Source organism: Arcicella sp. GW821-FHT09D11 (assembly GCF_059416265.1).
The window spans coordinates 309692-334398 of sequence record NZ_JBWKOV010000004.1 but is presented as its reverse complement, the minus strand read 5'-3'; the positions used below and the strand labels follow the sequence as shown (position 1 = coordinate 334398).

Below are 24707 nucleotides of genomic sequence, written 5' to 3'. Positions count from 1 at the left end.
ACATCTTGTCATTTTACTGATGTCGTTCGTCAATATCGATAGGTTATTATTGAGCGTCAACGTATTTTGCAAGCTATTCTCTTTTATAAAATGTTCAATAACAAAGCTAATATCTTTTCAAAGAACAGTTGGTTTATTAAATATAAACTATACCATATCCCTTTTTGGTTTTTGTACCACATCGCTTGGTGGATGCTGACTATCCGTAATATTAGTGCCGTAGCCAATAATTTATTGAGTAGTGCCTACTCTATCAAATTCTTGTTTTATGTGGTCTTCCAAGCCATTGCGGTTTATTTTAATTTATTTTACCTGATTCCTCATTACCTTCAAAAAGGTAAATACGGGCTGTATATTTTATTTTTATTACTCGTTGTGCTTAGTACTTCTTGGTTTATTGTCGCGGGCTATTATACCAGTGCTTATCTTTCTGATTTTACCTTCAAGGAACTTTATCAAAGAGAACCGAGCGATTTTATGTTCTTTTTCCTGATAAATGCTTTACCGTCGACGATGGCGAGTACGACCCTTGCAATGAGTATCAAACTGACCAAAAATTGGATTCAATCAGAACGAAAGCAACATGTATTGGAAAAAGAGAAATTGGAAACAGAATTAAAATACCTGAAATCGCAGTTCAATCCTCATTTTTTGTTCAATACTATCAATTCCATCTTTGTCTTGATTCATAAAAACCCCGATTTAGCCTCTGAATCCTTGGCTTCATTTTCAGACTTGCTCCGTTATCAACTATACGAATGCAACGAAAACGAAATAGCCTTAGAAAAAGAATTGTTCTTTCTCAATAACTTTATTGAATTAGAAAGGCTGAGGTTGGACGAAAAACAAACTGATTTAAAATTTGAAATCAATAATCATTCCGCTATCGGGCAAACGATTGAACCGTTTATCTTGATGCCATTTGTAGAGAATGCGTTTAAGCATGTTTCAAAAGGCAAAGGACAAAAAAACTATATCAGCATGAGGCTAGACATTGATAGTGAGATGGTTAATCTAATGATAGAAAATAGTTTTGTGGTGGCTCAGAAATCAGACAATGGTATGTATGAAAATAGCGGCATAGGTCTAAAAAACGTCATACGAAGACTTGATTTATTATATCCCAAGCATTACAAACTAGCGATTAATGACGCTAGCAATAGTTATAAAGTGGTGTTAAAATTGGCATTCAATAAAAAGCAACATCTCATTCCTCAAACAATTTAAGCATGAAATTAACTTGTGTAATCGTAGATGACGAGCCTCTGGCAAGGGAAGGATTGGCTAAATATGTGGAAGCCATCGATTATTTAACGTTAGTGGGAATGGCAGAAAATCCATTAGAGCTTGATAAACTGCTTGAAAACGAACCTGTAGATTTAATATTTTTGGATATCCAAATGCCGTTTATGAGTGGCTTAGATTTCCTGAAAATTAAAAAAGATTTGCCAATGGTAATCATCACCACGGCTTATCAAACTTATGCATTAGAGGGATTTCAGTTTGATGTGATGGATTATTTACTAAAACCCATCACCTTCAATCGCTTTTTCAAAGCCGTTTCCAAAGCCCGAGAATATCAACAATATCGGAATCATAAAGCTGGCATGATAGAAGAAATTGAGCGAAACGATTTCTTCTTTATCAAATGTGATCATAAATTCGAGAAGATATTTATCAAGGAAATACTATTCATTCAAGCCTTAGAAAACTATGTTTTTATCCAAACTGAAACAAATAAATACATGACCTTGATTTCGTTAAAGGCTGTGGAGGAATATCTGGATAACAAGCACTTTATTCAAGTGCATAAATCGTATATCATTGCTGTTTCAAAAATAAAGACGATTGAAAACAATGAAATATTCATACAAGGCTTCAAAATTCCATTGAGCAGAAGTTTCAAAGAGCAGGTATTAGACAAAGTTTTGAAGGATAATTTGTTGAGGAAGTAATTATCTAATATATTGCTTTTCATTCCATTCAACTTATAATATTTTACATCATGTCTGAAACATCTGGATTTTTAATTACTTTAATTGTTGGGGTATTATTTGCGTTTGCTATTATAATTGGAATATTTTGGCTTTTACGAGAAGTGAATTGCTGGTATTGGAAAATCAATAAAAGCATAGAATTAATGGAAGAAAACAATAGGCTTTTGACTATTATTGCTGAAGCTACTTTAAAAGGAAAAATAGTAGAGCCTTCGCCAGTCTCTGATTCTATTTCACCTAATCCATCCATTAATACCATTCCTGTAAACCCTGTAATAAATAACTTTTCTCAAGAGCCTCCTTTTGATAATACCATCCCTCCAGTACGCTCGTTTGTAAATGGTAAAATAGTTTTTGCTGATGGTGTCGAAGGAGAAATAATGACTGAGATAAACAATCGATTATTTATATCAATAGATGGCATCAAGAAGTACTACTATAATAGTGAAGAAAATGCTATAAATGCTCTATATATTCTTAAAACTAAAGGCGAAATTTCACGAAAGGGATTAACATTATAAAAAATGATTCTTAGCTTATGTAATTCATTTTTACTATTTCATGTATTAGAATCGATTCTAAATTTAGCTTCTACTTTAGCTTGTGGCAAACAAATTTCAATAAATTTTGCGTCATGAATTATTAGAATTCTTTATTTTTGTCAAGTGTGATACTTTAGTTTATTTGAGGTATTGGACTCTTTTTTATAATGGTGGTAGTTATTAATGAATAACTCTTTAAAATTATTTCTAAAATAATCTTGCCTAAATTTAGTATTATATTTAGTTTTTTTATACATATAATATTTTCTATATAAGAGCTTTCATAACGACTAATTACAAAAGATGAATAAGGAATATAAATCTGTAATATTTTATTGATATAATTACAAATTGATTTTTTAAATATCTCCATCTAAAAACTTTGAATATTCAGAAAAAACTATTCTTTAAAGATTATTATTAAGATATGAGAATTAATAAAATAAATATTGAAAATTTCAGGTGTTTCAAAAACTATGAAATTCTATTTGGAAGAAAAGCAACTGTGTTAATTGGGAATAATGGAACAGGGAAAACAAATCTATTAACAGCATTAGTTTACTCACTCAGCTTTCCGTTTGGCAAAAATGAAATCAAAGGGATACAGACTATTGGAACGAGTTCTCCTGACTTAAAAGTAGCAGCTATAGATAACAAAGGAACATTTGATGCAAGGTTTGATTCATCAATTAATGATTATATATATCCTATCAAGCTTTCAAATGAAGCTTTTTTAAACAATGAAATAATTGAATGGGCAATGGTAAAAGATAAAAAAGGCGGAGGTCTTGCTTCTTCTTTATATAAAAAGGCTTTTGAAAAATTTCAACGTTATTATAACGAGAATGATATAAATAAGCCATTACCAATTTTGGCTTTTTTCGCAGATTCATTCCCGCATATCGAATCAAATATCAGTGGATATGCGAAAACTGTATTGGCTTCTGAAAATGGATTACCTCGCAATTTTGGATACTATAAATGGGACGAAAAAAATAACTGTATTGGTTTGTGGAAGGAAAGATACACTAAAGTTTACACATCTCTTAATAATTTTAATAGGTCTGACTATCAAGTAATTAATGAATTAAATGACCTGTATCTCTTGATTGAAACCACTACTAAAAATAGAGAAGACATTGCTAGATGGGAACAAAAAGCAGAGCAATTAAGGAAACAACTTGAGACCCTTAGAAATAAGCTAAAGAATAATCCTGAGTATATTGAACTAAACTTCGTAGATGATAGATTAAAAAGATTTACAGATTCTCTAGACGAAAAATATAAATTTATTAACAAAGATTTTGAAATAAAACAAATAAAAGTAATTGGTACAAACAAGACAGAGCAACATATTCAGTTCGAATTCATTGATGGGAGGAAAATGTTTTTTGATAACTTACCAATGGGATACAAACGCCTTTTCTCCATTGTTTTTGATATTGCATACCGAAGTTTTATTCTAAATAAAACCTCAGAACCTACAGGTATTGTAATTATTGATGAAATTGAATTACATCTCCATCCAACACTTCAACAAGAAGTGCTAAATCGCTTTAAAAAAACATTTCCAGAGATTCAATTCATTGTATCTAGTCATTCGCCTTTGGTAATAAGTAATTTAAAAGGTAATAATAATATAGAAGAAGAAAATAAAATCATTCGTTTGGAAAATGAAGGAAATGAATATAGTTGGAATCAGGTGGAAAATATTTATGGAATTGATTATACAACTAGCTTAATGGATATAATGGAAACCCAATTTCGACAGTCAACAATTGATAGCCTCATTGATTCTTATGTTATTCTTAAGTTAAGAAATAAGGAATCTGATGCAAAAAAAATATGGAATGAGATATTTTCCATTGTTGGGAACGACAATAAAATAATTGAAAAAGAAATAAACGATAAAATAGAAGCCAATAAATAGCTATGAAATTTATTAATAAAAATTTACGGCAGGTTGATGGGAATAATTTAGTTAACGCCTTTTTATTAAACAATTGGAACAACATATCGAACAGCTATAAACCAATTAAGTATGACAGTAGATTATTCAAACAACAATTAAGACAAAATCTAAAACAATTGCTTTTAGATGAACAAGACCATTTATGTTGTTATTGTATGTGTCAGTTGACAAATGATGATACAACTACACTAGAACACATTGTTCCGCAATCAACTACTTCTCAGCAAATATTAAATCAATATACTCATCACCTAGTAATTAGAAACAATGTTTGTTTACAATCTGTTTTTGAAATGTCAAATGTTAGGTTAAACACACCTCCTTTTCCTCTTGAAATATCTTATGAGAACCTAACTGTTTCTTGCAAAGGAGATTTCCCAAGAGGTTCAACATACCATACTTGTAACCATAAAAGAAAAAATGAGTTTATTGAGCCTCTTTTTTATATATCCACCATTGAACAAGAAATTTCATATCGAAAAGCTGGTTTAATGTTTTCGCTCAATAGTAACTATGATGAATCAATCTCTACCCTTAATCTTAATTATGATACATTAGAAAGAATAAGAGAAGTTTGGTACTACATTTCAGTCGAACAAATTACTGATATTGAAAATGCTGTTACTGAATTTGAAAGAAATTCAATACTGACTATAAATCTTATTAATATAACCGATACACAGAGAAGAACGCTGCTAATTAATAATTTCAAAACAGAACCTTATTGGAAAATTCTACTTCAATACAAATGGTTTTACAATTACTTTTTAACTCATTATCCAATAAACACAAGATAATTTTTGAATAAATTATCTTGTGTTTATATTTAATAGAAGTAAGCAAAAGTTTCTCTTTACCTCTCAACTCAGGCGGAGATACACGTTTTTAAAAATAAGATGAAAGCAATAATTGCTCCCCCCCCCTTTAGTATCTAAAATGCTGAGGTAATTGATATTTTAGGCTATAAAATTTGAATCCTAAGTATTCTTTTTTATTTATTTTATAGAAAAGACTAACCCTTTAAAAAATTGACAAATAGCTAAATTTGTCAATTTTTTTTGCCCTCTAAGTACGAATAGTGTAATTTTGCATATCTTCAAGAAACAATCACTCAAAATTCTTTAAGATGCCAACGTAAACAACCACTTTGGCTCACAGCATTCAATACCGATAAATGCAAGATAAGATTAACAACATACATCAGCAAATTGCTGATTTTCAGCTTTCCACAAAGGAAGAACTTGAAGCTTTCCGTATCGCTTATGTAGGACGCAAGGGCGTGATTGGCGACCTTTTTGATGAACTTAAAAACGTTGCCCAAGAAGAACGTCGTGCTGTTGGACAAGCATTGAATACGTTGAAAGATGCTGCTCAGACTAAATTCAACGAATTTCAAGCATTGATTGAAGCTAGTTCCGAAAAATCAGTGGCGATTGAATTTGATTTAACCCTTCCAAACGTTCCTTTTGAAAACGGAAGTATTCATCCTCTTACATTGGTAAGAGCCCGCATCATCGAAATCTTTGCTAAAATGGGTTTCAATGTGTCGGATGGACCAGAAATAGAATCTGATTTTTATAATTTCACGGCATTGAATTTTGCCGAAAATCACCCTGCCCGTGAAATGCAGGATACTTTTTTTATTGAGAAAAAAGGCGGAAACGTAGCGGATGATATTTTGTTAAGAACGCATACATCCAACGTACAGATTCGTTTGATGCAAAACCAAAAACCTCCTTTGCGTTCTATCATGCCGGGGCGTGTGTATCGTAACGAGGCTATCTCTGCCCGAGCTCACTGTTTGTTCCATCAGGTAGAAGGTTTGTATATTGATAAAAACGTTGGTTTTAAAGACTTGAAAGATACCCTTTATTATTTTGCCAAAGAGATGTTCGGGCAGGATACTAAAGTGCGTTATCGTCCGTCATATTTCCCTTTTACTGAACCTTCGGCTGAAATTGACATTACTTGCTTAATCTGTAAAGGCAAAGGTTGTAATGTTTGTAAATACTCTGGTTGGGTAGAAATTGCAGGTTCTGGAATGGTTGACCCTAACGTCTTGGAGCAATGTGGTATTGATTCTCAGGAATACACAGGTTTTGCTTTCGGAATGGGTATCGAAAGAATTACGATGTTAAAATATCAAATCAAAGACTTAAGATTATTCACTGAAAATGATGTGAGATTCTTACGTCAGTTTGAAGGATTATAGACGATTTATTAATGAGCTTTGAAAAGACCTGTAAAATCAGGTCTTTTTATTTTATATAAGTTCATAAAATTCAACTACTTCTTAGCAGAATTAACACATTTTAACAGCCCTACCCTCTTCAAGCCAATCTTATTTAGTATTTTTGAATTCAAATTTGTCTTTTGCTTACGTTGATTATAGATTTTTACCAAAAAATAAGAATCAACAAATAACTGATAACGTACCCCTCAATGAACAATTTTAAAAAAATCAACAATCTCATAGGCTGGATTGTCTTTGCTATTTCATTATTTGTCTTCACCGCTACAGTTGAACGCACTGCTTCCTTCTGGGATTGTGGTGAATTTATCGCCTGTGCTTTTAAACTCCAAGTTCCGCACCCTCCGGGAGCGCCCCTATTTTTGTTGTTGGGTAGAATGTTCTCGTTATTGGCTGGTTCAGATACTACCCAAGTAGCATACTGGGTCAACATGATGTCAGTATTATCAAGTGCTTTGACGATATTGTTTATGCACTGGACGATTGTGTTAATCGGACGTAAGGTTTACAACAAAAAATTTGAAGAGCTTTCAAAAGGCGAAGCCATTACTTTATTAAGTGCTGGTGTTATTGGTTCATTAGCTTATGCGTTCTCAGATACTTTCTGGTTCTCGGCTGTTGAGGCAGAGGTGTACGCTATGTCGTCGTTCTTTACTGCGTTGGTAGTGTGGGCGGCTTTCAAATGGGAAATCATCGAAGATGAAGCTACAGCAAACCGTTGGTTGATTTTGATTGCCTATATCGTTGGACTTTCAATCGGTGTTCACTTACTGAACTTGGTTACTGTTCCTGCGTTGGCATTGTTATATTATTTCAAAAAATATCCTGTTCCTACTTTCAAAGGAGGTATCATTGCATTATTGATTGGCTTAGCAATTCTCGGAGTGATTAACTCTGCTATTATTCCGGGTATTCCTTCAATGGCTTTCAAATTCGAATTATTATTTACGAATGGCTTAGGATTGCCTTATGGTACTGGTGCAATTTTCTTCATCATCGCCTTGGTAGGTGCAATCGTTTGGGGAATTTTATATTCTATCAAAAAACAAAAAGTTACGCTTAATATATCATTGCTTTCGTTGGTTTTTGTATTGATTGGGTATTTGTCGTATAACTTGGCTTTTGTTCGTTCTACGTTCAATACGCCTATTAACGAAAACGACCCAAGCAATATCTTGAATTATGTAAAATACCTGAAACGTGAACAATACGGAGAACGCTCATTATTATACGGTCCAATTTATACGGCTACTGTTGAAAGTGTAGAAAAGGGTGCTCCTGTTTACAAAATGAAGGATGGTAAGTATGAGGTATATGATTATAAGCAAAAGCTAATCTATTCTAAAGACGGACAAATGTTGTTGCCACGTGTTTACAGTAGCGCTCCTCAGCATATTCAGTTGTACGAGGAAATCTTGGATTTAGCACCGGGTGAAAAACCAACTTTTATAGACAACATGAAATTTATGTTCAAAAAACAAATGGGACATATGTACATGAGGTATTTGCTTTGGAATTTTGTTGGTCGCGAAAGTGATATTCAAGATGCTGGTGTAATCGATTATACTCGTTCAGGCGAACTTCCTGAATTACTAGCACATAATAAAGCACGAAACAACTATTTCTGGCTACCACTGATTTTAGGGATATGTGGTTTTGTATTATTAGTACGTAAAAACGAAAACGACTTCTTAGTAACTACATTAATGTTCTTACTGACAGGTTTAGCACTGGTTGTTTTCTTGAACTCTCCGCCAGTTGAACCTCGTGAGCGTGATTATATTTATGTTGGTTCGTTCTATTTCTTTGCTATCTGGATTGGTCTAGGCGTAATTCAATTGGCTGAATGGTTAGGTAAATTCTTAAAGAATGGTGTAGTTGCTGGTACTGTTGCCACTGTCGTAACGGCTGTTGTTCCTGTGATTTTAATTCAACAAAACTGGGATGACCACGACCGTAACCACCGTTATCACCAAATAGATTTTGCTAAAAACATGTTGAATTCATGTGCTCCAAATGCAATTTTATTTACTGGTGGTGACAACGATACATTCCCATTATGGTATGTTCAAGAGGTAGAGGGCTACCGTACTGACGTACGTGTTTGTAACCTTTCATTATTAGGAACAGACTGGTATATCGACCAAATGAAGCGTAAAACGTATGATTCGCAGGCACTTCCGATTTCTTTACCTAAAGACCGTTTCTTGGAAGGTTTGAACGAGCAAATCATGTATTATGAAAACCCAAATGTAAAAACGGGCATCAACTTACTTGAATATTTGAAATTAGTAAAGGATGATAATCAAGCCATTAAAGTGCCTTTGACGGATGGCTCAATGATTAATACGTTGCCGACTGAAAACCTATTTTTACCAATCGATGTTGAGGCTGTTAAAAAATCAGGATTTGTTCCAAAAGATATGGAGCCTTTCGTGACAAATCAAATGGCTTGGTCAACAGGTAAAGGTGGTATCATGAAGCCTGAGCTTATTCAACTAGATTTGATTGCTCAAAATGCAGCAACTGGTTGGAAACGCCCAATTTACTTTGCAACTACTTTGCCTTCTGCAAGTTATTTGAACTTGAAAGAATATATGCAACTAGAAGGTTATGCTTACAGATTGATGCCTTTCAAAGTGCCTGAAGCGAAGGATGGTTTTGTAAATACTGACATCATGTATAATAATATGACAAAGAAGATGTTCTGGAGAGATTTGGATAATCCTAAAACATATTATCATTCAGATTTCTATTTAGAGGTTCCAGTAGTAACGGCTCGTTTGGCTTTCTTACGTTTAACAGACCAATTGGTTCGTGAGGGTAAATTAGATAAAGCTAGAGCTGCTTTAGACTATTGCTTGAAAGTAATGCCTGATAAAACGATTCCTTACGACCAGCTTTCAGCAAATTTTGTAGCCTTATACTTAGCCGCTGGCGATAAGAAAAAAGGATTAGAAATGGCTGAAACTATCATGAACAGAAATAATAAGGCCTTGGATTATTACTTAATCGACAAAAAGAGTAGCGACGGTAGACAAATTCAGACAAACCTTTATGAGATGCAAATTATCATCGAGGGTGTAAAAAATGCTAAATTGCCTGAAGCTGCGAAATACCAAGCGATGTTTGATAAGCAAATGACAAAAGCGAATTCTTAGGTTTTGTATAGACTTGAGGATTATGGACTTTAGGACTTTCTTTTAGACTTTAGGATGATGGACTTTAGGACTTTAAGATAATAGACGCTAGATTTTAGATTTTAGATTTTTTAGTCTTAGGTTTTTTAATATTAATCCCCTTATTCAGCGATGAGTAAGGGGATTTTTTGTTATTCATGATGTAATTGCAGTCGCTTGGCTTTAGGCGAGTGACGACTATTCGCAGAAGCCCTCTGGGCGTATTGATAGTTGGATATGATTAAGTTTATAGGAAAAATTTAATACCTACACGCAGTCGCTTGGCTTTAGCCGAGTGACTGCGTCATAAAAAATCCCCTCACTCATCACTGAATAAGGGGATTAATATTTAAAAAACTACGACTAAAAAATCTTCAAGTCCTCAAGTCCAAAATTCCTCAAGTCTAAAATCTAATGTCTAGCGTCTAAAGTCTCAAAAAAAGTCCTAATTAAAAAAATCCTTCATCTTTTCGAAGAAATTTTTGTCGCTTTTGCTTGGTTTTGGTTGGAAGTTTGGCGAGGTTCTGAACTTTTCAAGTTGTTCAGTTTCTTCACGGCTAAGACTCTTAGGCGTCCAAATATTAACATGGATTAATTCATCGCCCACGCCATAACCGTTCAACTCTTTGATACCTTTTCCTTTTAAACGAAGAATCTTACCCGCTTGTGTTCCTGGATCAATCGTTATACGCGCTTTACCACCGATTGTTGGTACTTCTACTGAAGTTCCTAAAGCAGCATCCGCAAAATTAAGGTATAAGTCATAGATTACGTTAGTACCATCACGGTGCAATACTTCATCTGCTTCTTCTTCGATGACGATTAATAAATCGCCAGCCACACCACCACGAGGAGGCACATTTCCTTTGCCAGTCATCGACAACTGCATGCCTTCAGCTACACCAGCAGGAATTTTGATTGGAATAACTTCTTCTTCTAATACTCTACCTTCACCAAAACACACTTCACAGCGTGTTTTAATCATCTTACCTTCACCATTACAAGTAGGGCAAGTAGAAGTTGTCACCATTTGTCCAAGCATGGTCTGCTGAACACGACGCACTTGTCCAGAACCACCACAAGTCTGGCACGACTGTAGTTCAGTACCGTTCTTAGCACCGCTTCCGCTACAAGGCTTACAAGTGACATGGCGTTTTACTTTTATTTTCTTTTCAACACCATTCGCTACTTCCTCAAGGTTCAATTTAAGTTTGATTCTTAAATCGGACCCTTTTCTAGTTCTACGTCCTTGTTGTTGACCACCCCCATTGAAGAATCCACCAAAAGGATTGTTATCACCAAAAATATCTCCAAACTGGCTGAAGATATCATCCATATTCATTCCTCCGCCATTAAAACCGCCACCTCCGCCAGCAGCTCCGCTCATTCCTGCATGACCGAAACGGTCATATTGAGCTTTTTTCTGGGCGTTTGATAACACTTCATAGGCTTCAGCGGCCTCCTTGAATTTATCTTCAGCAGCTTTATCCCCAGGATTTTTATCTGGGTGATATTTAATAGCCATCTTACGATATGCCTTCTTTATTTCGTCTTCCGAAGCTGACTTAGAAAGTTCTAATACTTCGTAATAATCTCTTTTTGCCATCTTTTCTAATCAATGAATTGAGTAATTAAGCAGGAAATCATCCAATATTTTATGGATTATAACATTACTCTAATAATATTTTTAGTTTGCTACAACAACTTTTGCAAAGCGAATTACTTTTTCGTTCAAATAATATCCTTTTTCCACTACATCAAATACTTTCCCTTTGTCTTCTTCTGTAGGGGCTGGGAATTGGGTAATTGCTTCGTGAACATCAGGGTTGAATACTTGTCCTTTAGCATCCATTGGTTTTAAACCTTTTGTAGCCAAAGTATTACTTAATTTATTGAATATCAATTGGATTCCTTCAGAAATCTCTCCTTCTTGTGCGTTGGCAGTAGCTCTTTCAATATCATCAATCACTGGAATAATATCTACAATTACTTTTTCTGATGCCGACTGAATCATTTCTAATTTCTCTTTCGCAGTACGTTTACGGAAATTATCAAAATCAGAATATAGGCGTAAATATTTATCTTTCAACTCCGCTATTTCTCCTTGAAGTTTTTCAGTTTCAGAAATTTCCACTGTTTCTTCAACAACTGCCTCTATATTTTCAGAAACATTGTCAGTTTCTTGGTTCAACGCTTGTTCTTCTGTCTGTAATTCTTCTTTATTTTCCATTTTCAATATACTTTTCGCTTTATTTTTATACTTCCCTAATACTGTCAAAAGTTTTGCCATTTGTTAGTTTCTGTCAGATTGACAGTTTTTGAATTAACAAAGTTACAGTTTTTTACGCTCAAATTGATTGAATTGCCTTATTCTTCACCGCTAAACTTCTCCATAGGTAAAAAACAGTATAGGCTTCCCACTTTTGAAAGGCTTTAAAAAAGATTTCTAAGTCTGCCCTTAAAGGCTTTTTAGGCAAACCTTTCAAAGCATTCAAGGCATTATACAACCCTACATCTCCGTAAGTTACACATTCTAAACGCTTTAACGACTTCATCAAAGCATAATTTGCCGTCCACTCCCCTATTCCTCTGATAGCCACCAACGCTTTAATAGCCTCTGCTGTTGAAAGTTCTTCTAACATGGTTTTTGAGAGTATTTTCTCTGAAAAAGTACGGGCAATCTCAATTAAATATTCTGCTTTTCGGGTCGAAAATTGCATATTTCTAAGTTCCTCTACGGTTAGCTTTGCAATTATTTCGGGTTTAGGAAAAAGATAAAAGTCTTTCCCTTCATAGGTTTGTTTGTAACCATAAGTTTCCGTCAATCTACGTTTGAGCTTATACGCAAAACTAAGATTAATCTGCTGTCCAATAATCGACCAACATAAGGCTTCAAACAAATCAGGAATACCCAATAGTCGCAAACCGTGATAGTCAGTAATCATATAAGCTAAATCCTCGTCTTTGGCTAATAACTGATAAAATGGCATTAAATCTCGTTCTAAATCAAACCATTCTGTCACAAAATGACAGATTTCATCTTTGGCACATTCCCCTGTTAATACATCTATCTGCAAATGATTGTCGAGTGCTTTAATTTCAATTAAAGTTGGTTTTTCATGAATGGAAAGCAGTTTCAAAACAGAATTTTCCCGAACTTCGTGCAGGCAATCATCATAGTTTCTATCTAAAAACCATAAGCATTCTTGAAAAGAAAACTGTGCAGGAACAGGAAGGAAGATTTGATTCATGTTTTTTTATTGCAAAATACTGAATTGTTTTCTTCAAATAAAAACCAAACCTTGCTAATCATTCGCAAATATGAGTACTGAAATTTTTACAAAATATATTGAGTCTCCCCTCGGACAGCTTGAAGTATCTGCTACTGAAAGCTATCTTACGTCTATTCTTTTTGTAGAAACACAAAAAAAGCCTAGTCCACGCAAAGAAGCAACCTTGTATGTTCCAGCCATCATTGAAACGTATGAGCAACAAATACAAGAATATTTTGAGGGTACTCGCAAGGATTTTGATATTCCCTTTCAACACGAAGGTACAGATTTTCAAAAATCAGTTTGGGAGAAACTAGTAACTATTCCTTATGGCAAAACGATTTCCTATTTAGAGCTTTCAAGAAGGATTGGCAATGAAAAAGCCATTCGTGCGGTTGGCACTACTAATGGGGCAAATAAATTTAATATTATCGTACCCTGTCATAGAGTAATTGGGGCAAATGGGTCTTTGGTAGGCTATGGCGGTGATTTATGGCGAAAAAAATGGCTATTAGAACATGAGGCTAAACATACAGGAAATTATCAGACTAGTATGTTTTGATTTTTTGTGAGATATTTTTTACTAAAAAATCTCCATCATCTGCGGTTTTAAAATCAGCGAGAATCTGCGGGAAATATTTACCCGCTGATTTAAAGAGATTGATATGCTGATTTACACTGATTATCCTTGCTAAAAATCTCCATCATCCGCGCTTTTAAAATCAGCGAAAATCTGCGGGAAAAGTTTACTATCTACTACAAACAATAACAATCTTCTGATTTTGCGCATCGGTGGTTGCAAAAAGATAATCATCTCCGCCTTCATTCAGCTTCAACTTTTCTCTGATTTGTTTTACAGTCAAAGGAAAATTCCTGATGGTGATATTTGCTTTATTTCCTGTGATATATTTCGCAATTTCCTTTTTATCTAATTTACAAACTGCTTTTATTTGAAAAGCCCTGCCCTGAAAATCATTGACTAATTTCTCAGAAGTATAAAGATGACTATGCGGAGCAATTTTCTGTAAGCCAAATTGTTGCGCCACCATTCTAAAAGCACCTGATTTTAAAATAGCCGCATTGGGTTCATACAAAAATTGTTGTGGACTGCTAAAACCAATCATAGCCGTTTTTTCCTCCGACTTCTGGAAGGTGAAAACGTGTTTCTCAGTTGACTTTGTTTCAGTAGAATGACCTTGTTTCAGAAAATTAATGGCGGTGATTTTAGCTTCTGCATAGTAGTCATTTTGCAGGTGAAATAAAATTTCTTTTACCTCATTTCCCACAGCAATGATATATACGTTTGATACATTTTTTAATTCCAATATGGCTAAATCAATATCCAACATAGGCGATACCTTCAAGAGTATGTTATCCGTTCTTTCAAAAATCAAGCTTTTGATTTCCAATATATTAGGCTCACAATCTTGTAATTTTACTACTTTGTTACCCGTATCGTCACGCCTATGTGGGTCAAGGTAAATCCATGAAAATTTATCTTCGTTCTCTTTCAACCAAGTTTCAGAATTTCCTCCAATAAATTGTATGTTCTTAATACCGAGTACCTCATAATTATGCTGAGTAACTTTCAATAACTCACTATTCTGTTCAGCATAAAAAGCTTTATTGAAGCCTTTACTCATATAAGCAAGGTCTATTCCCATACCCCCTGTTAGGTCTAACAGGTTTTCTCCGTTTACCAGACTTGCTTTAAACTTAGCTGTAATTTCAGAAGAAGATTGTTCTAGCGACAGCATTTTGGGGAAGAAAACATCAAGGTTTTCAGTCCATTCTGGCAGTTTGTTTTTAGCTTTTTGTCTAGCCTGAATTTGTGCTACTAAATAAGGGATATTGAGGGTTGGAAAACGCTTTGCTTGTAAAAGTAACTGATTTACATCATCATGAAGATGTGTTTGCACAAAGTGTTTTTCTGATTCCGATAGTATATATGTTGAAGACGATTCGATAATTTTAGCTTTTAAGCTACAAAATTACATGGTTGAGATGATATTTCTGAGATAATAGGCGTTTTTCAGGGCAACATACTCATTTGCTGTAGGCAGTACTTATCAATTTTATTAAAAAACTACTGACTACAGCATTTTTAAGTAGGAGTTATGAATTGTGAGTGATGAGTAGTCTCTATTTATAAAATACACAGCACTCGTAATTCAACACTCATACTTTACTATTCTTTCTTAACCACTTTGTTCTTTTTCTTAAATGGCTTCTTCTTAAATCCACTTGCATTAACTCTTTTATTAGGCTGATAAACTGGCGCCTCGCCCATTCCTTCTGGCAATGGCGTTTTAGGAATTTCTCTTCCTATCAAGGCTTCTATCGCAGCAAATTTCTTCTGGTCTTTGTCATTGATAAAAGTAATGGCTACACCAGTAGTTGCCGCACGAGCCGTCCTCCCGATTCTGTGGATATAATCTTCAGGGTCGTTTGGCGTATTAAAATTAACCACTAAACTGATTCCTTCTACATCTATTCCTCTTGAAAGAATATCTGTACCAATCAACACGGGCAAAGATTTACTTTTGAACTCTCTCAGAATCTCTTCTCTTTCTTTCTGATCTAAGTCAGAGTGAAACGCTTTGGCTTTCAGTCCTGCTTGTCTTAGTTCTTTGTCTAATTGCTTTACATTTTCCTTGGTTGAAGCAAAAATAATAACACTACTATATTTCCCTTCTTCCAAAAGATGTGTCAATAATTTTATTTTCTGGGTATCATACACCAAATACGCTTGTTGCGAAATGCCATCTGATGGTTTAGAAATAGAAATATTTACTTGCTCTGGATTATTCAGAATAGTATTAGCCAACAACCTGATTTTGGGAGGCATCGTCGCAGAAAAAAGAATCGTCTGTCTGTCAGCGGGTAAATACTTGATGATTTTGATAATATCATCATAAAAACCCATATCCAACATCCTATCGGCTTCGTCCAGAATCAAATGTTTTAAATGAGAGAAGTTTATCTTTCCCATTTGCAACAAAGCGATTAGCCTTCCTGGGGTAGCTATAATGATTTCTGCACCATCTTCAAGGGCTTTTCGTTGCTGATTCCAAGCAGCGCCATCACCTCCACCATATATCGAAATAGAGCTGATACCCGTAAAATAACCCAAGCCTTCTACTTGTTGGTCTATTTGCGTGGCAAGCTCACGAGTAGGCGAGATAATCAGCGTATTGAGGTGCCTCTGTTTATCAGGCGTATTGATAATCTTATGCAAAGTTGGCAACAAAAAAGCAGCAGTCTTACCTGTTCCAGTTTGAGCACAGGCAATTAAATCTTTATTTTGAAGAATCAGCGGAATAGCTTGTTCTTGTATTGCAGTTGGTTTGGTATAACCCATCGACTCTAGGCCGTCTAAAAGCTTTGAATCAAAGTTGAAATCTTGAAATGTCAATTTATATTAGTTTAAATTTTGCTCGTCTAACAAGGATTATATTGAACTTGTTGGCGCTAAAGTAAAGTATTTTAGCATACAGAACGAACAAACGTTGATGTTCAATTTTGAAAAGATAGCTAAAATTTACGACAAATACAAATTGACAATCCAAAGGGTTTCTATAAATAAATTTACAGCAAGTCTGTAAGTCCAGCCGTATAAGCTAAATTTGCCAGTGCTTTCTCGTATTTACTCTTCAACGATTCTACTTTTATGCGCATATCAATCAGTTTACTTTCGCGACTGTTAATCAAGAATAAAGTACTTTCACCTATTTCAAATTTCCGTTGTTCGGCTTTGGTTAATAGTTCTTGGTTCTTTGCCGCATCTTGCTGAATACGTAGCTGACGTTCATAGTTTTTCACTTCGTTATAAGCTGCATATACATCATTCATGATTTCACGGCGTGCCAGATTCAATTCAAAACCTGTACTCAATTGTTTGATTCTGATTTGCTGTAGCTTCCCTCTTTCTTTTCTTAGGAACAGGGGCATAATAAACTCAAAGCCCAGCTTGTGGTTATTGGTCGAAAAGGAATTTTCGTATGAATAAGCAGGATTTGAGCTAAAACTATCTGCAATAAAATTGAAATTAGCATTCAGCGTCGGCTTTAGCATTTCCCTTCTAAACTTTTCTTCAATCCCTAATTGTTGGATTTTCAAATCGTATTTCTGAATTTCAGGATGTCTTAATTTTGCCTGACTAATCAAACCTTGAAGGGTAGTTTCATCTACTTTGATGACCGCCGACGATGGTGGAAAAGCATTTTCTGGCAATTCAAGTGGATTTTCTTTATCATCCCACAGATAGTTGGATAATGCCAACCTAGTATTCTGTAAATCTACCTGAGCTTGTTCTAAAGCTACTTCACGGTCTTGTAGCGTAATCTTAGCCTCAACAGAATCTATCGTAGCTTGTTCGCCTACTCTCGAACGTTCGCGAGTAGCGATAAATCTTTGGTTTGCCAAATCGTAGCCTTCACGTACAAATCGTAATTGTTGATGACTAAACCACCATTCCCAATAGCTTTTGGCAGCATACAAGATGGTTTTGTTAATCAGCTTTTGGCGCTCTGTTTCGGCAATGTTCTTGGCTAAATTAGCTTGCTTCAATGTATTTCTTCGGGCATCAATCACCAAGCCTTGACCAATCGGCACGCTTAAACCCGCCACGATGAGTCGGGATGATTCTTCCGCCAACAGCTTTTTACCAGTACTTTGGTCGTAACCCACTTTAAAATCTATACCCGTCCAAGTAGGAATTTTTAGGGCATTATGCCAGCGGTTATAATAGTCATCCCCTTTAAACGCCTTTCTGTCAAAATCTGATGATAACTTCGGGTCGAAAGCCCCTCTGGCTTGCATAATTTCGGCATCGGCATCAGCCAAGTATAAATTGGCTTGTTTTACGGTTGGATGATTCTTTAAAACCAAACTTTTAAAATCTTCATAACTAAATGTTGCTTGTGCATTAGCATTACTAATCACACTCATTAATAGTATAAAGACGTATATGGTATAAAATCGTGGTGTTGAAAAACCTTTCCTATCAAAAGCATTAGATTGATGAACACCACTAATTATTGATTGTTTCATTTTACTTTGCTTTTTTCTGATTTAAAGCTCCTTCTGGCTCTTGTTTTAATGTTGGTGGGAAAGCATTCAGTTGACGCCAGATTTCATACCAAACTGGTACGTCGTCGAGCATTACCCAACCTACTACGCCCGAACCCATTCTTAATTGCTTTGGCCATTTTTGCTCGCCTTTAGCAATTTTAGGGACAATCAGCAAGCGGTATTCGCCTTTCGTATTATCTATCCTATCAATTACTTTGACAATTCCGCCAAAAGTACCTACCGTAGCCGATGGCCAACCTGAAAATACCAATGATGGCCAACCTTCAAATTGCAAACGTACTTCACGTCCTTCTGTAATCAGTGGCACATCCATTGCTTTGACAAACAATTCAACTGCCATTTCTGGATTGAAAGGTTGAAGGGTACAGATAGATTCCCCTTCTTTAATGTTTTCGCCGATACCTGCTTTTAAGGCACGCACTACATAGCCTTCTTGGGGCGCTTTGATATAATATTGATTTCTACGAATATCCACATTGGTAATTTTATTACTCAATTGTGAAATTTCATACTGACCAGCTGCCAAAGATGAAAATGCCGAGCTTTTATCAGACTCAGCTTTCGCAATTTTCTCAGCGTATTCAGCACCAATAGAATTAAGTTCAATTTGTGCATTGGTTAATTCCTGACGAGAAATCGCTAATTTATTTTGCGTAGAAACCAATTTGGTTCTTGTTTCCTGCAATTTTAATTTACGTGATTCCAATTCGCTTAGCGAAACCAACCCACCATTTTTGTACTGGTCTTCGCCCCTATCATACCTTACTTGTGCAATATTAAATTGTACTTGTTCGGCTATCACATCCGTACTATCAGAAGTTACTTTCAGAAAGCCCTGCTTCACTTTGTTTCTGGCTTTTTGCAAACTAAATTTCTGGTTTTGCTCTAATGCTACAATCTGCTGTGATAAGGCATCAATTTTAGCTTGGTAACTAGCTAGTCCAGCTTTTTTGGCAGTTAATTGTTCTTGTAAACGTGAAGGCAGGTTGGGGTCAAAATAATCATCCTTCGTTTCTGAAATCACCAATAAGGTATCACCCTTCTCTACTAAATCGCCTTCTTTTACCAACCATTCTTCTATTCTTCCCGAAATAATATTTTGTACATTCTGTGGTCTATCTTTAGGCGTAAAAGCCGAAATATCACCTTTGCCCGTAACGTTCTGTTGCCAAGGCAAAAATAAAATCAATAATAAAATCACTACGATAGCCATCAGCCAACGTTTCAGAATTACTGCCGAACGTGGTGTATGCAAGGTATTAAGCGAGTGCAATTCAAATTGCTCGTTTACCTGCTTACTGATACTTTGTTTTGATAAATTTAACATATCTTAATCTATAGCTTCTTGAAAGTTGATGTCTTTGATTAAATCTTGGTACCTGCCTTGTAATACGATTTCGCCTTCGTTCAATACGATTACTTTGTCACAAGCAGCCATTACCATAGGGTCGTTTGAGATGGTAAGGAGTGTCCAAGGATTAGCCTTATCCGTTAAAAACGCAATTGTTTTCAGCCTTTCTGCCTTATGCAATTCTCGGTAAATATCCGTAATCATCAGTAGCTGAGGTTTCTCTACGACACATCTGGCTACTGAAATTTTAGCGATAAAGCTTTCTGAAAAACGTTTTCCTCCTGCAATCATTGGCGTATTTAATCCATCGGGCAATTCAGCAATAAAATCACTTAAATTCAAGCTATCCAAAGCCCACTTTACATCACTAAATTTCACACTCGAGCGACCCATGGCGATATTATCCAACAATGAACCATCAAAGATGGCATCAAGTGCTAAGTTTCTTTCAATGGCGTCTCTGATAGAATCTAATTTTACGTCTCTGATAGACATCCCGTTGTAGGTAATGCCTCCTTCAAAATCAGTAAAAATAGCTGAAAGTATCTTTAATAATGTTTCTTTACCCGAGCCATTCGTACCTGTGATACAAATACTTTCTTTAGGCTTAATTTCTAAATTAAGTTTTTTCAAGACGTGTTTCGCTCCACCCGGATAACGGTAGCTCAAATCCTTTAATTTAATCTCAAGTCCTTGGGCATTTTCATGAAAATTGATATTTAAGCCCGTTTGGCGTTCTAAAGGTAAATCGGTTACAAACCCTATTTTCTCGACAGCCGTCAATAAATCAAAAACGGTATCTGCTCCAGAAATTAGTTTTTCTACTGAGTTTACCACCAAGACAATGATAATTTCGGAAGCCACAAATTGCCCTAAAGAAATTTGGCGGTCTATTACCAAAGAAGTTCCTAGAATCAACAAAACAGCCGTAACGAACGTCTTGAAGAAAACGGCATTGCCATACAATATCAATAGTACCTTGAAGTGTTTTTTACGATATTTTAGGTAATTATTCACCAGATAATCCATCCTTTGCATTGGCAAATTGGTAGAACCTGCCGATTTGAAGGCATATAATGTTCGGGCAATATCCTCTAACCACTGGGCTACCTTGTATTTATATTTCGATTCAGCCAAACTAGTTTCCATCCCTTTTCCTGCATTGATATACACCACAAAAGTGACGATAGCGATAGTCAGTAAACCGAATGCAATAAAGTAAGGATGGTACAGCGACAATAGAATCATGCCGAAGAGAATCTGAATTAAGGCGGCAGTAATATCGATTAATACTTTGGGGAGGGCTTTTTGAACATTGAGAATATCAAAGAAGCGGTTCATTAATTCTGGGGCATACGAGCCTAATAATGCTTCTGATTTTACTCTGGGAATTCGGTAGGTAAATTCAAAAGCGGCTTTGGCAAAAACTCTTCTTTGTAGTACTTCAACCAAGGTTTGTTGATATATCTGTAAAATACCTGAAATAATAACACCTAATATTACGACGGTAATCAATACATAAACCGAACTAAAAACTAACCCACCAGATACTAAACCTATAATTGCTTGGATACCTAACGGAAGAGTTAAACTGATTATTCCGACGACAATGGCATAAATATAAATGTATCCGATGTCTTTACGCTCTGCTTTTAGCATCCTGAATAACCGCTTCGTCGGACTCAATTCTTCTGGTGCAGCAATATTATCCATGTTTTCGAGCGGATAAACAATCAAAAATCTTACTTTGCCATTTTTAGTACTATCGGCATGATTATTGATTTTGACAGGCTGGAAAGTTTCATTTTCTGAAATCTTCTCTACATCCCGATTATCGGCAAATTGATAAAATTGAGGTTCATTGTCTTTTAGTTTTCTGGCAGCAAAAATGATTTTAATAGCATCTTCGCTTTCATCAAAAAAAATTACTGGATGTTTATTCCCTCTGAGGAGTTCTGGGAAATCTTGCGCACTGGCATAATTTTCTACTACTAAGAATTGTTGTTTACGGGCGGCTTGAGTCAGCGCATTAACAAATACATCAATTTCATCAGCACTAAATGTTTTTAGTTTAGAAAGAGGCGATTGGTAAGCGAAGTTATCAAAATCAGTACCGTAAAACTCGGTTAGTTTCTTAACAATAAGGCTTAACTGAGTGGATTGCATATGTTTTGTGTTTGAATGTGGGTGATATTATTGTCTTTAAATAAAGAAATAACCTCTGTTTAATTGTCCTAACAACGAAATTAATTGCTTTGTTTAGATAAATTCTAAATAAATTGACAGGCGGTTAATGTCATTAATAAAAGTAAGATTTATCAACAACAAATAATTCTACCAAAGTTTGTTAGTAAATTTGTTGTTCTACCTTTTCTAAAAAGTATTTAATATATTCTGCTCCAATAATTTTTTATTTGATTTTGAACTTTTAAATTCCGTTTCCCATCTCTCTAAAGCTTCCTATAACTTATGTTAGATGACTGAAACAAAATAAGAAATATGTTCCCAAAAAAAACAAGTGCTTTATTTATATTTTTGATTTTCCATTTATATAATATATACGCTTTTCAAAAAAATGATACTGCGCCAAGCTCGGATGTAACCCAAATCATTCAGAAGGCTATCAAGCTTGCTCCAGTGCATGATGAATCTTTTGTGAATTACGAAGCAGAAGTATTTATCCAAAATTCGGCAAAATGGAATACAATCCCAAATATTTGGGAGCCTTTACTTGCTAAAGAAGGGATAGCAGAAAAGCTTGTTTACCAATCTGAGTCTTTTGCTAAGTTTTATGTTAGCAGTAATAATACTTATTATTTTCAACACAAAGCGTTGAGAAATAATTATCATGCCGAGGCTCGTCCTGACAAATACGTAAACCCGAATTTCTATAAAGCTACTTTAGGGACAGGCGCTATTTCACCGCTTTCACCCAAGGCTTTCCAATACTACGATTTTGAATTGGTAGATACCAAAACTATTAATAAGGTAAAAGTTTACAACATCAAAGTTACTCCTAAACACAACAATGATGAAAAAGTATTTAGTGGGATAATCTCTTTGACTGACGGGGATTTTTATCTACAAGATTTAGACTTAACCGTCAAAAACTACAATATTACGTATCATATCACCATCAATTATGCCCGTTTTAATACCCAGTGGGTACCTCAACAGTATAAAATTGTTGCCACAGGAGCTTTGATGGGCTTTGAAGGTGAATATACTTATATGGCCAAAGTCTGGGATTATCAGGACATTGCCCATAAAATTATTCCCGATTTAATTCGTCCTGACGAAAGCGAGTTCAACGAAATAGTGAATGTGCAAGAACGTAATTTTGAAGTGCAACAATTCAAACAAGTGATGTCGGCTTTGGGAACAAACCTAAAAAACCAATGGAGTGATGCCAACATTGCCTCTGGTTTGAAGCGCTATGATAAAGTTGAAATTGTACGCAATGCCGAACGCCAAAACGATAATGTTTGGAGTGACTTAAAAAATAATACCGACTTTCAGGCTTTCACGCCGAATTTACCCATTAATTCACAAAACAAAAATTCGTTACCGCTACAACCTGACGAGTTTTCGACCTACCGACAAGCCAATCAAAAATTTGGCATTGGTAGTGTATTGTTTAGCCGTTCTTATTTTTGGGGAGATACCAAACGTGGATTCTATCCTTATGAAATCTATTACAAATCTCCTGTCCTAGATTTCAACTTTAATACTGTAGAAGGCTTTGTATTTAATACGGGTGCTTTATTTCGTTTCAGAAGAAATCGATACGATTGGTTTGAGATTGACCCTACTTGGCGTTATTCAGTTACCCAGAATCGTTCGATGGGAATGTTGAAACTCCGTTGGAAAACGCAGAAAGAAGAAATAAGTATTTCAGGTGGAAAGTTTATCTCTCAATACAATGTAGATACGCCAGTAGCCCTAGATTTAAACTCGTTATCGACGCTTATTCTTAAAAAGAACTTTGTTAAAATCTACGAAAAAGACTTTATCAATATTTCATTCACCGACCGTTTTTCTAATACTTTAGGGATTAAAACGTCCTTGGAATGGGCAAAACGCTATCCACTAGAAAATACGACAAACTACTATTGGCTTAATTATGGGGGAGATGCATACTCTCCGAACTTTCCTAAAAGTCAGGAACTACCCGATACAAAGTTTCAGAACAATGATGCCTTCTTAGCTAATTTTCAGATTAACTATCGCCCTACGCTGAAAAAGCAATACCGTAATAATATTCGTTATGTAGACTTCTCGTCGTCGCCATTAATTACTTTCAAGTACCGTGGTGCTATTCCTAAATTGTTTGGTAGTGAAATAGATTTCCATACGATTGAGCTAGGCATTGCACACAATTTCCCGTTGAGCATCAATACAAATTTCAATTATATCGCTCAGGCAGGTACTTTTTTAAGTGCAAAAAAAATGACTTTTGCTGACTACAAGCACTTTAATGGCAACAATAACACGATTGCCATTGGCGAAGCCCTCACTACCCATCGTTTGGTAGGTTTTTATGATAACTATATTTGGGGGGTAAGTAAAAAGTTAATTGACCCATTTTATTTTTCAACCAATGGGTCATACATTGACATCATGACGATGTTTGGTCTTAGGAAATTTGCGTTGACACAATCGACCCTGATACGTAACAAAGGCATCCGTGAAGACCTTTTTGCCAACTACCTTTATACTGCCAACAACAATATCCATAATATCGAAGTGGGCTATGGAGTAGACGGCATCTTAAGAATTTTAAGAGTAGAAGCTGTTCTTGCCTACAATAATCGTGGTATACCTAATAAGGATTTTACAGGTTTCAAGAATACCATGATAGGCCTCAGGGTATCGCTTAATTCAAGAGTACGTGGTGGCGTTACTCCTGATTGGTGATAATCTTCAACATTTTTGCTAGCGAAAGCACTTATCATCTTATTTGGATGTAGGTGTTTTCGCTTTTTTTTTGTCCCTCCTTGAAGTATTAAAATGGCAATTGTTTAATTTTAAAAATAAATTGCATAATAC

The 24707-nt window shown here is 35.3% G+C and carries 17 protein-coding genes; 9 read left to right on the top strand and 8 right to left on the bottom strand.

Annotated features, from left to right (window positions below; genetic code table 11):
- Window positions 1–90: 90 nt before the first annotated feature.
- From AC07N0_RS14230 to AC07N0_RS14200, 7 genes are all read left to right on the top strand, one after another.
- Window positions 91–1227: a sensor histidine kinase gene (locus AC07N0_RS14230; RefSeq protein WP_494589695.1), complete on the top strand. Its 1137-nt coding sequence runs from the start codon at window positions 91–93 to the stop codon at window positions 1225–1227.
- A gap of 2 nt (window positions 1228–1229) precedes the next feature.
- A complete protein-coding gene (locus AC07N0_RS14225; RefSeq protein ID WP_494589694.1) occupies window positions 1230–1955 on the top strand; it encodes a LytR/AlgR family response regulator transcription factor in 726 nt (241 codons plus the stop codon).
- 50 nt (window positions 1956–2005) lie between these two features.
- The gene (locus AC07N0_RS14220) at window positions 2006–2518 is read left to right on the top strand and encodes a hypothetical protein (protein WP_494589693.1); all 513 of its coding nucleotides are present in this window, start codon (window positions 2006–2008) and stop codon (window positions 2516–2518) included.
- A 448-nt stretch (window positions 2519–2966) separates the two neighbouring features.
- Window positions 2967–4469 (top strand): AAA family ATPase, encoded by a 1503-nt coding sequence (locus tag AC07N0_RS14215; RefSeq protein ID WP_494589692.1) that lies wholly within the window; start codon window positions 2967–2969, stop codon window positions 4467–4469.
- Between the two features lie 2 nt (window positions 4470–4471).
- Window positions 4472–5308, top strand: coding sequence for an HNH endonuclease (locus AC07N0_RS14210; RefSeq protein WP_494589691.1), 837 nt, complete (start codon window positions 4472–4474; stop codon window positions 5306–5308).
- 377 nt (window positions 5309–5685) lie between these two features.
- Window positions 5686–6723: a phenylalanine--tRNA ligase subunit alpha gene (gene pheS, locus AC07N0_RS14205; RefSeq protein ID WP_492803420.1), complete on the top strand. Its 1038-nt coding sequence runs from the start codon at window positions 5686–5688 to the stop codon at window positions 6721–6723.
- 230 nt (window positions 6724–6953) lie between these two features.
- Window positions 6954–9923: a glycosyltransferase family 117 protein gene (locus AC07N0_RS14200; protein WP_494589690.1), complete on the top strand. Its 2970-nt coding sequence runs from the start codon at window positions 6954–6956 to the stop codon at window positions 9921–9923.
- A 463-nt stretch (window positions 9924–10386) separates the two neighbouring features.
- Here the strand turns inward: AC07N0_RS14200 and dnaJ are convergent, their stop codons facing one another.
- The 3 genes from dnaJ to AC07N0_RS14185 form a co-directional block, all read right to left on the bottom strand.
- A complete protein-coding gene (gene dnaJ / locus AC07N0_RS14195) occupies window positions 10387–11547 on the bottom strand; it encodes a molecular chaperone DnaJ (protein WP_492803417.1) in 1161 nt (386 codons plus the stop codon).
- A gap of 81 nt (window positions 11548–11628) precedes the next feature.
- On the bottom strand, window positions 11629–12231 hold the full coding sequence (locus tag AC07N0_RS14190) for a nucleotide exchange factor GrpE (protein ID WP_309919367.1): 603 nt from the start codon (window positions 12229–12231) through the stop codon (window positions 11629–11631).
- Between the two features lie 58 nt (window positions 12232–12289).
- A complete protein-coding gene (locus AC07N0_RS14185; RefSeq protein WP_494589689.1) occupies window positions 12290–13192 on the bottom strand; it encodes a DNA-3-methyladenine glycosylase family protein in 903 nt (300 codons plus the stop codon).
- A gap of 70 nt (window positions 13193–13262) precedes the next feature.
- On the opposite strand from AC07N0_RS14185, the gene AC07N0_RS14180 reads away from it, so the two are divergent.
- On the top strand, window positions 13263–13775 hold the full coding sequence (locus AC07N0_RS14180) for a methylated-DNA--[protein]-cysteine S-methyltransferase (protein ID WP_494589688.1): 513 nt from the start codon (window positions 13263–13265) through the stop codon (window positions 13773–13775).
- A gap of 187 nt (window positions 13776–13962) precedes the next feature.
- On the opposite strand, the gene AC07N0_RS14175 is transcribed toward AC07N0_RS14180, so the two are convergent.
- From AC07N0_RS14175 to AC07N0_RS14155, 5 genes are all read right to left on the bottom strand, one after another.
- A complete protein-coding gene (locus AC07N0_RS14175) occupies window positions 13963–15132 on the bottom strand; it encodes a class I SAM-dependent methyltransferase (RefSeq protein WP_494589687.1) in 1170 nt (389 codons plus the stop codon).
- 269 nt (window positions 15133–15401) lie between these two features.
- A complete protein-coding gene (locus AC07N0_RS14170; protein WP_492803409.1) occupies window positions 15402–16628 on the bottom strand; it encodes a DEAD/DEAH box helicase in 1227 nt (408 codons plus the stop codon).
- A 173-nt stretch (window positions 16629–16801) separates the two neighbouring features.
- A complete protein-coding gene (locus tag AC07N0_RS14165) occupies window positions 16802–18265 on the bottom strand; it encodes a TolC family protein (protein WP_494589686.1) in 1464 nt (487 codons plus the stop codon).
- 1 nt (window position 18266) lies between these two features.
- Window positions 18267–19634, bottom strand: coding sequence for an HlyD family secretion protein (locus AC07N0_RS14160; RefSeq protein WP_492803405.1), 1368 nt, complete (start codon window positions 19632–19634; stop codon window positions 18267–18269).
- Between the two features lie 3 nt (window positions 19635–19637).
- Entirely contained in the window at window positions 19638–21824 is a 2187-nt protein-coding gene (locus AC07N0_RS14155) for a peptidase domain-containing ABC transporter (RefSeq protein WP_494589685.1), read from the bottom strand.
- A 333-nt stretch (window positions 21825–22157) separates the two neighbouring features.
- Between AC07N0_RS14155 and AC07N0_RS14150 the strand changes: the two genes are divergently transcribed.
- Complete coding sequence (locus tag AC07N0_RS14150; protein WP_494589683.1) at window positions 22158–24575, top strand: DUF5686 family protein; 2418 nt, start codon at window positions 22158–22160, stop codon at window positions 24573–24575.
- The last annotated feature ends 132 nt before the right edge of the window (window positions 24576–24707 follow it).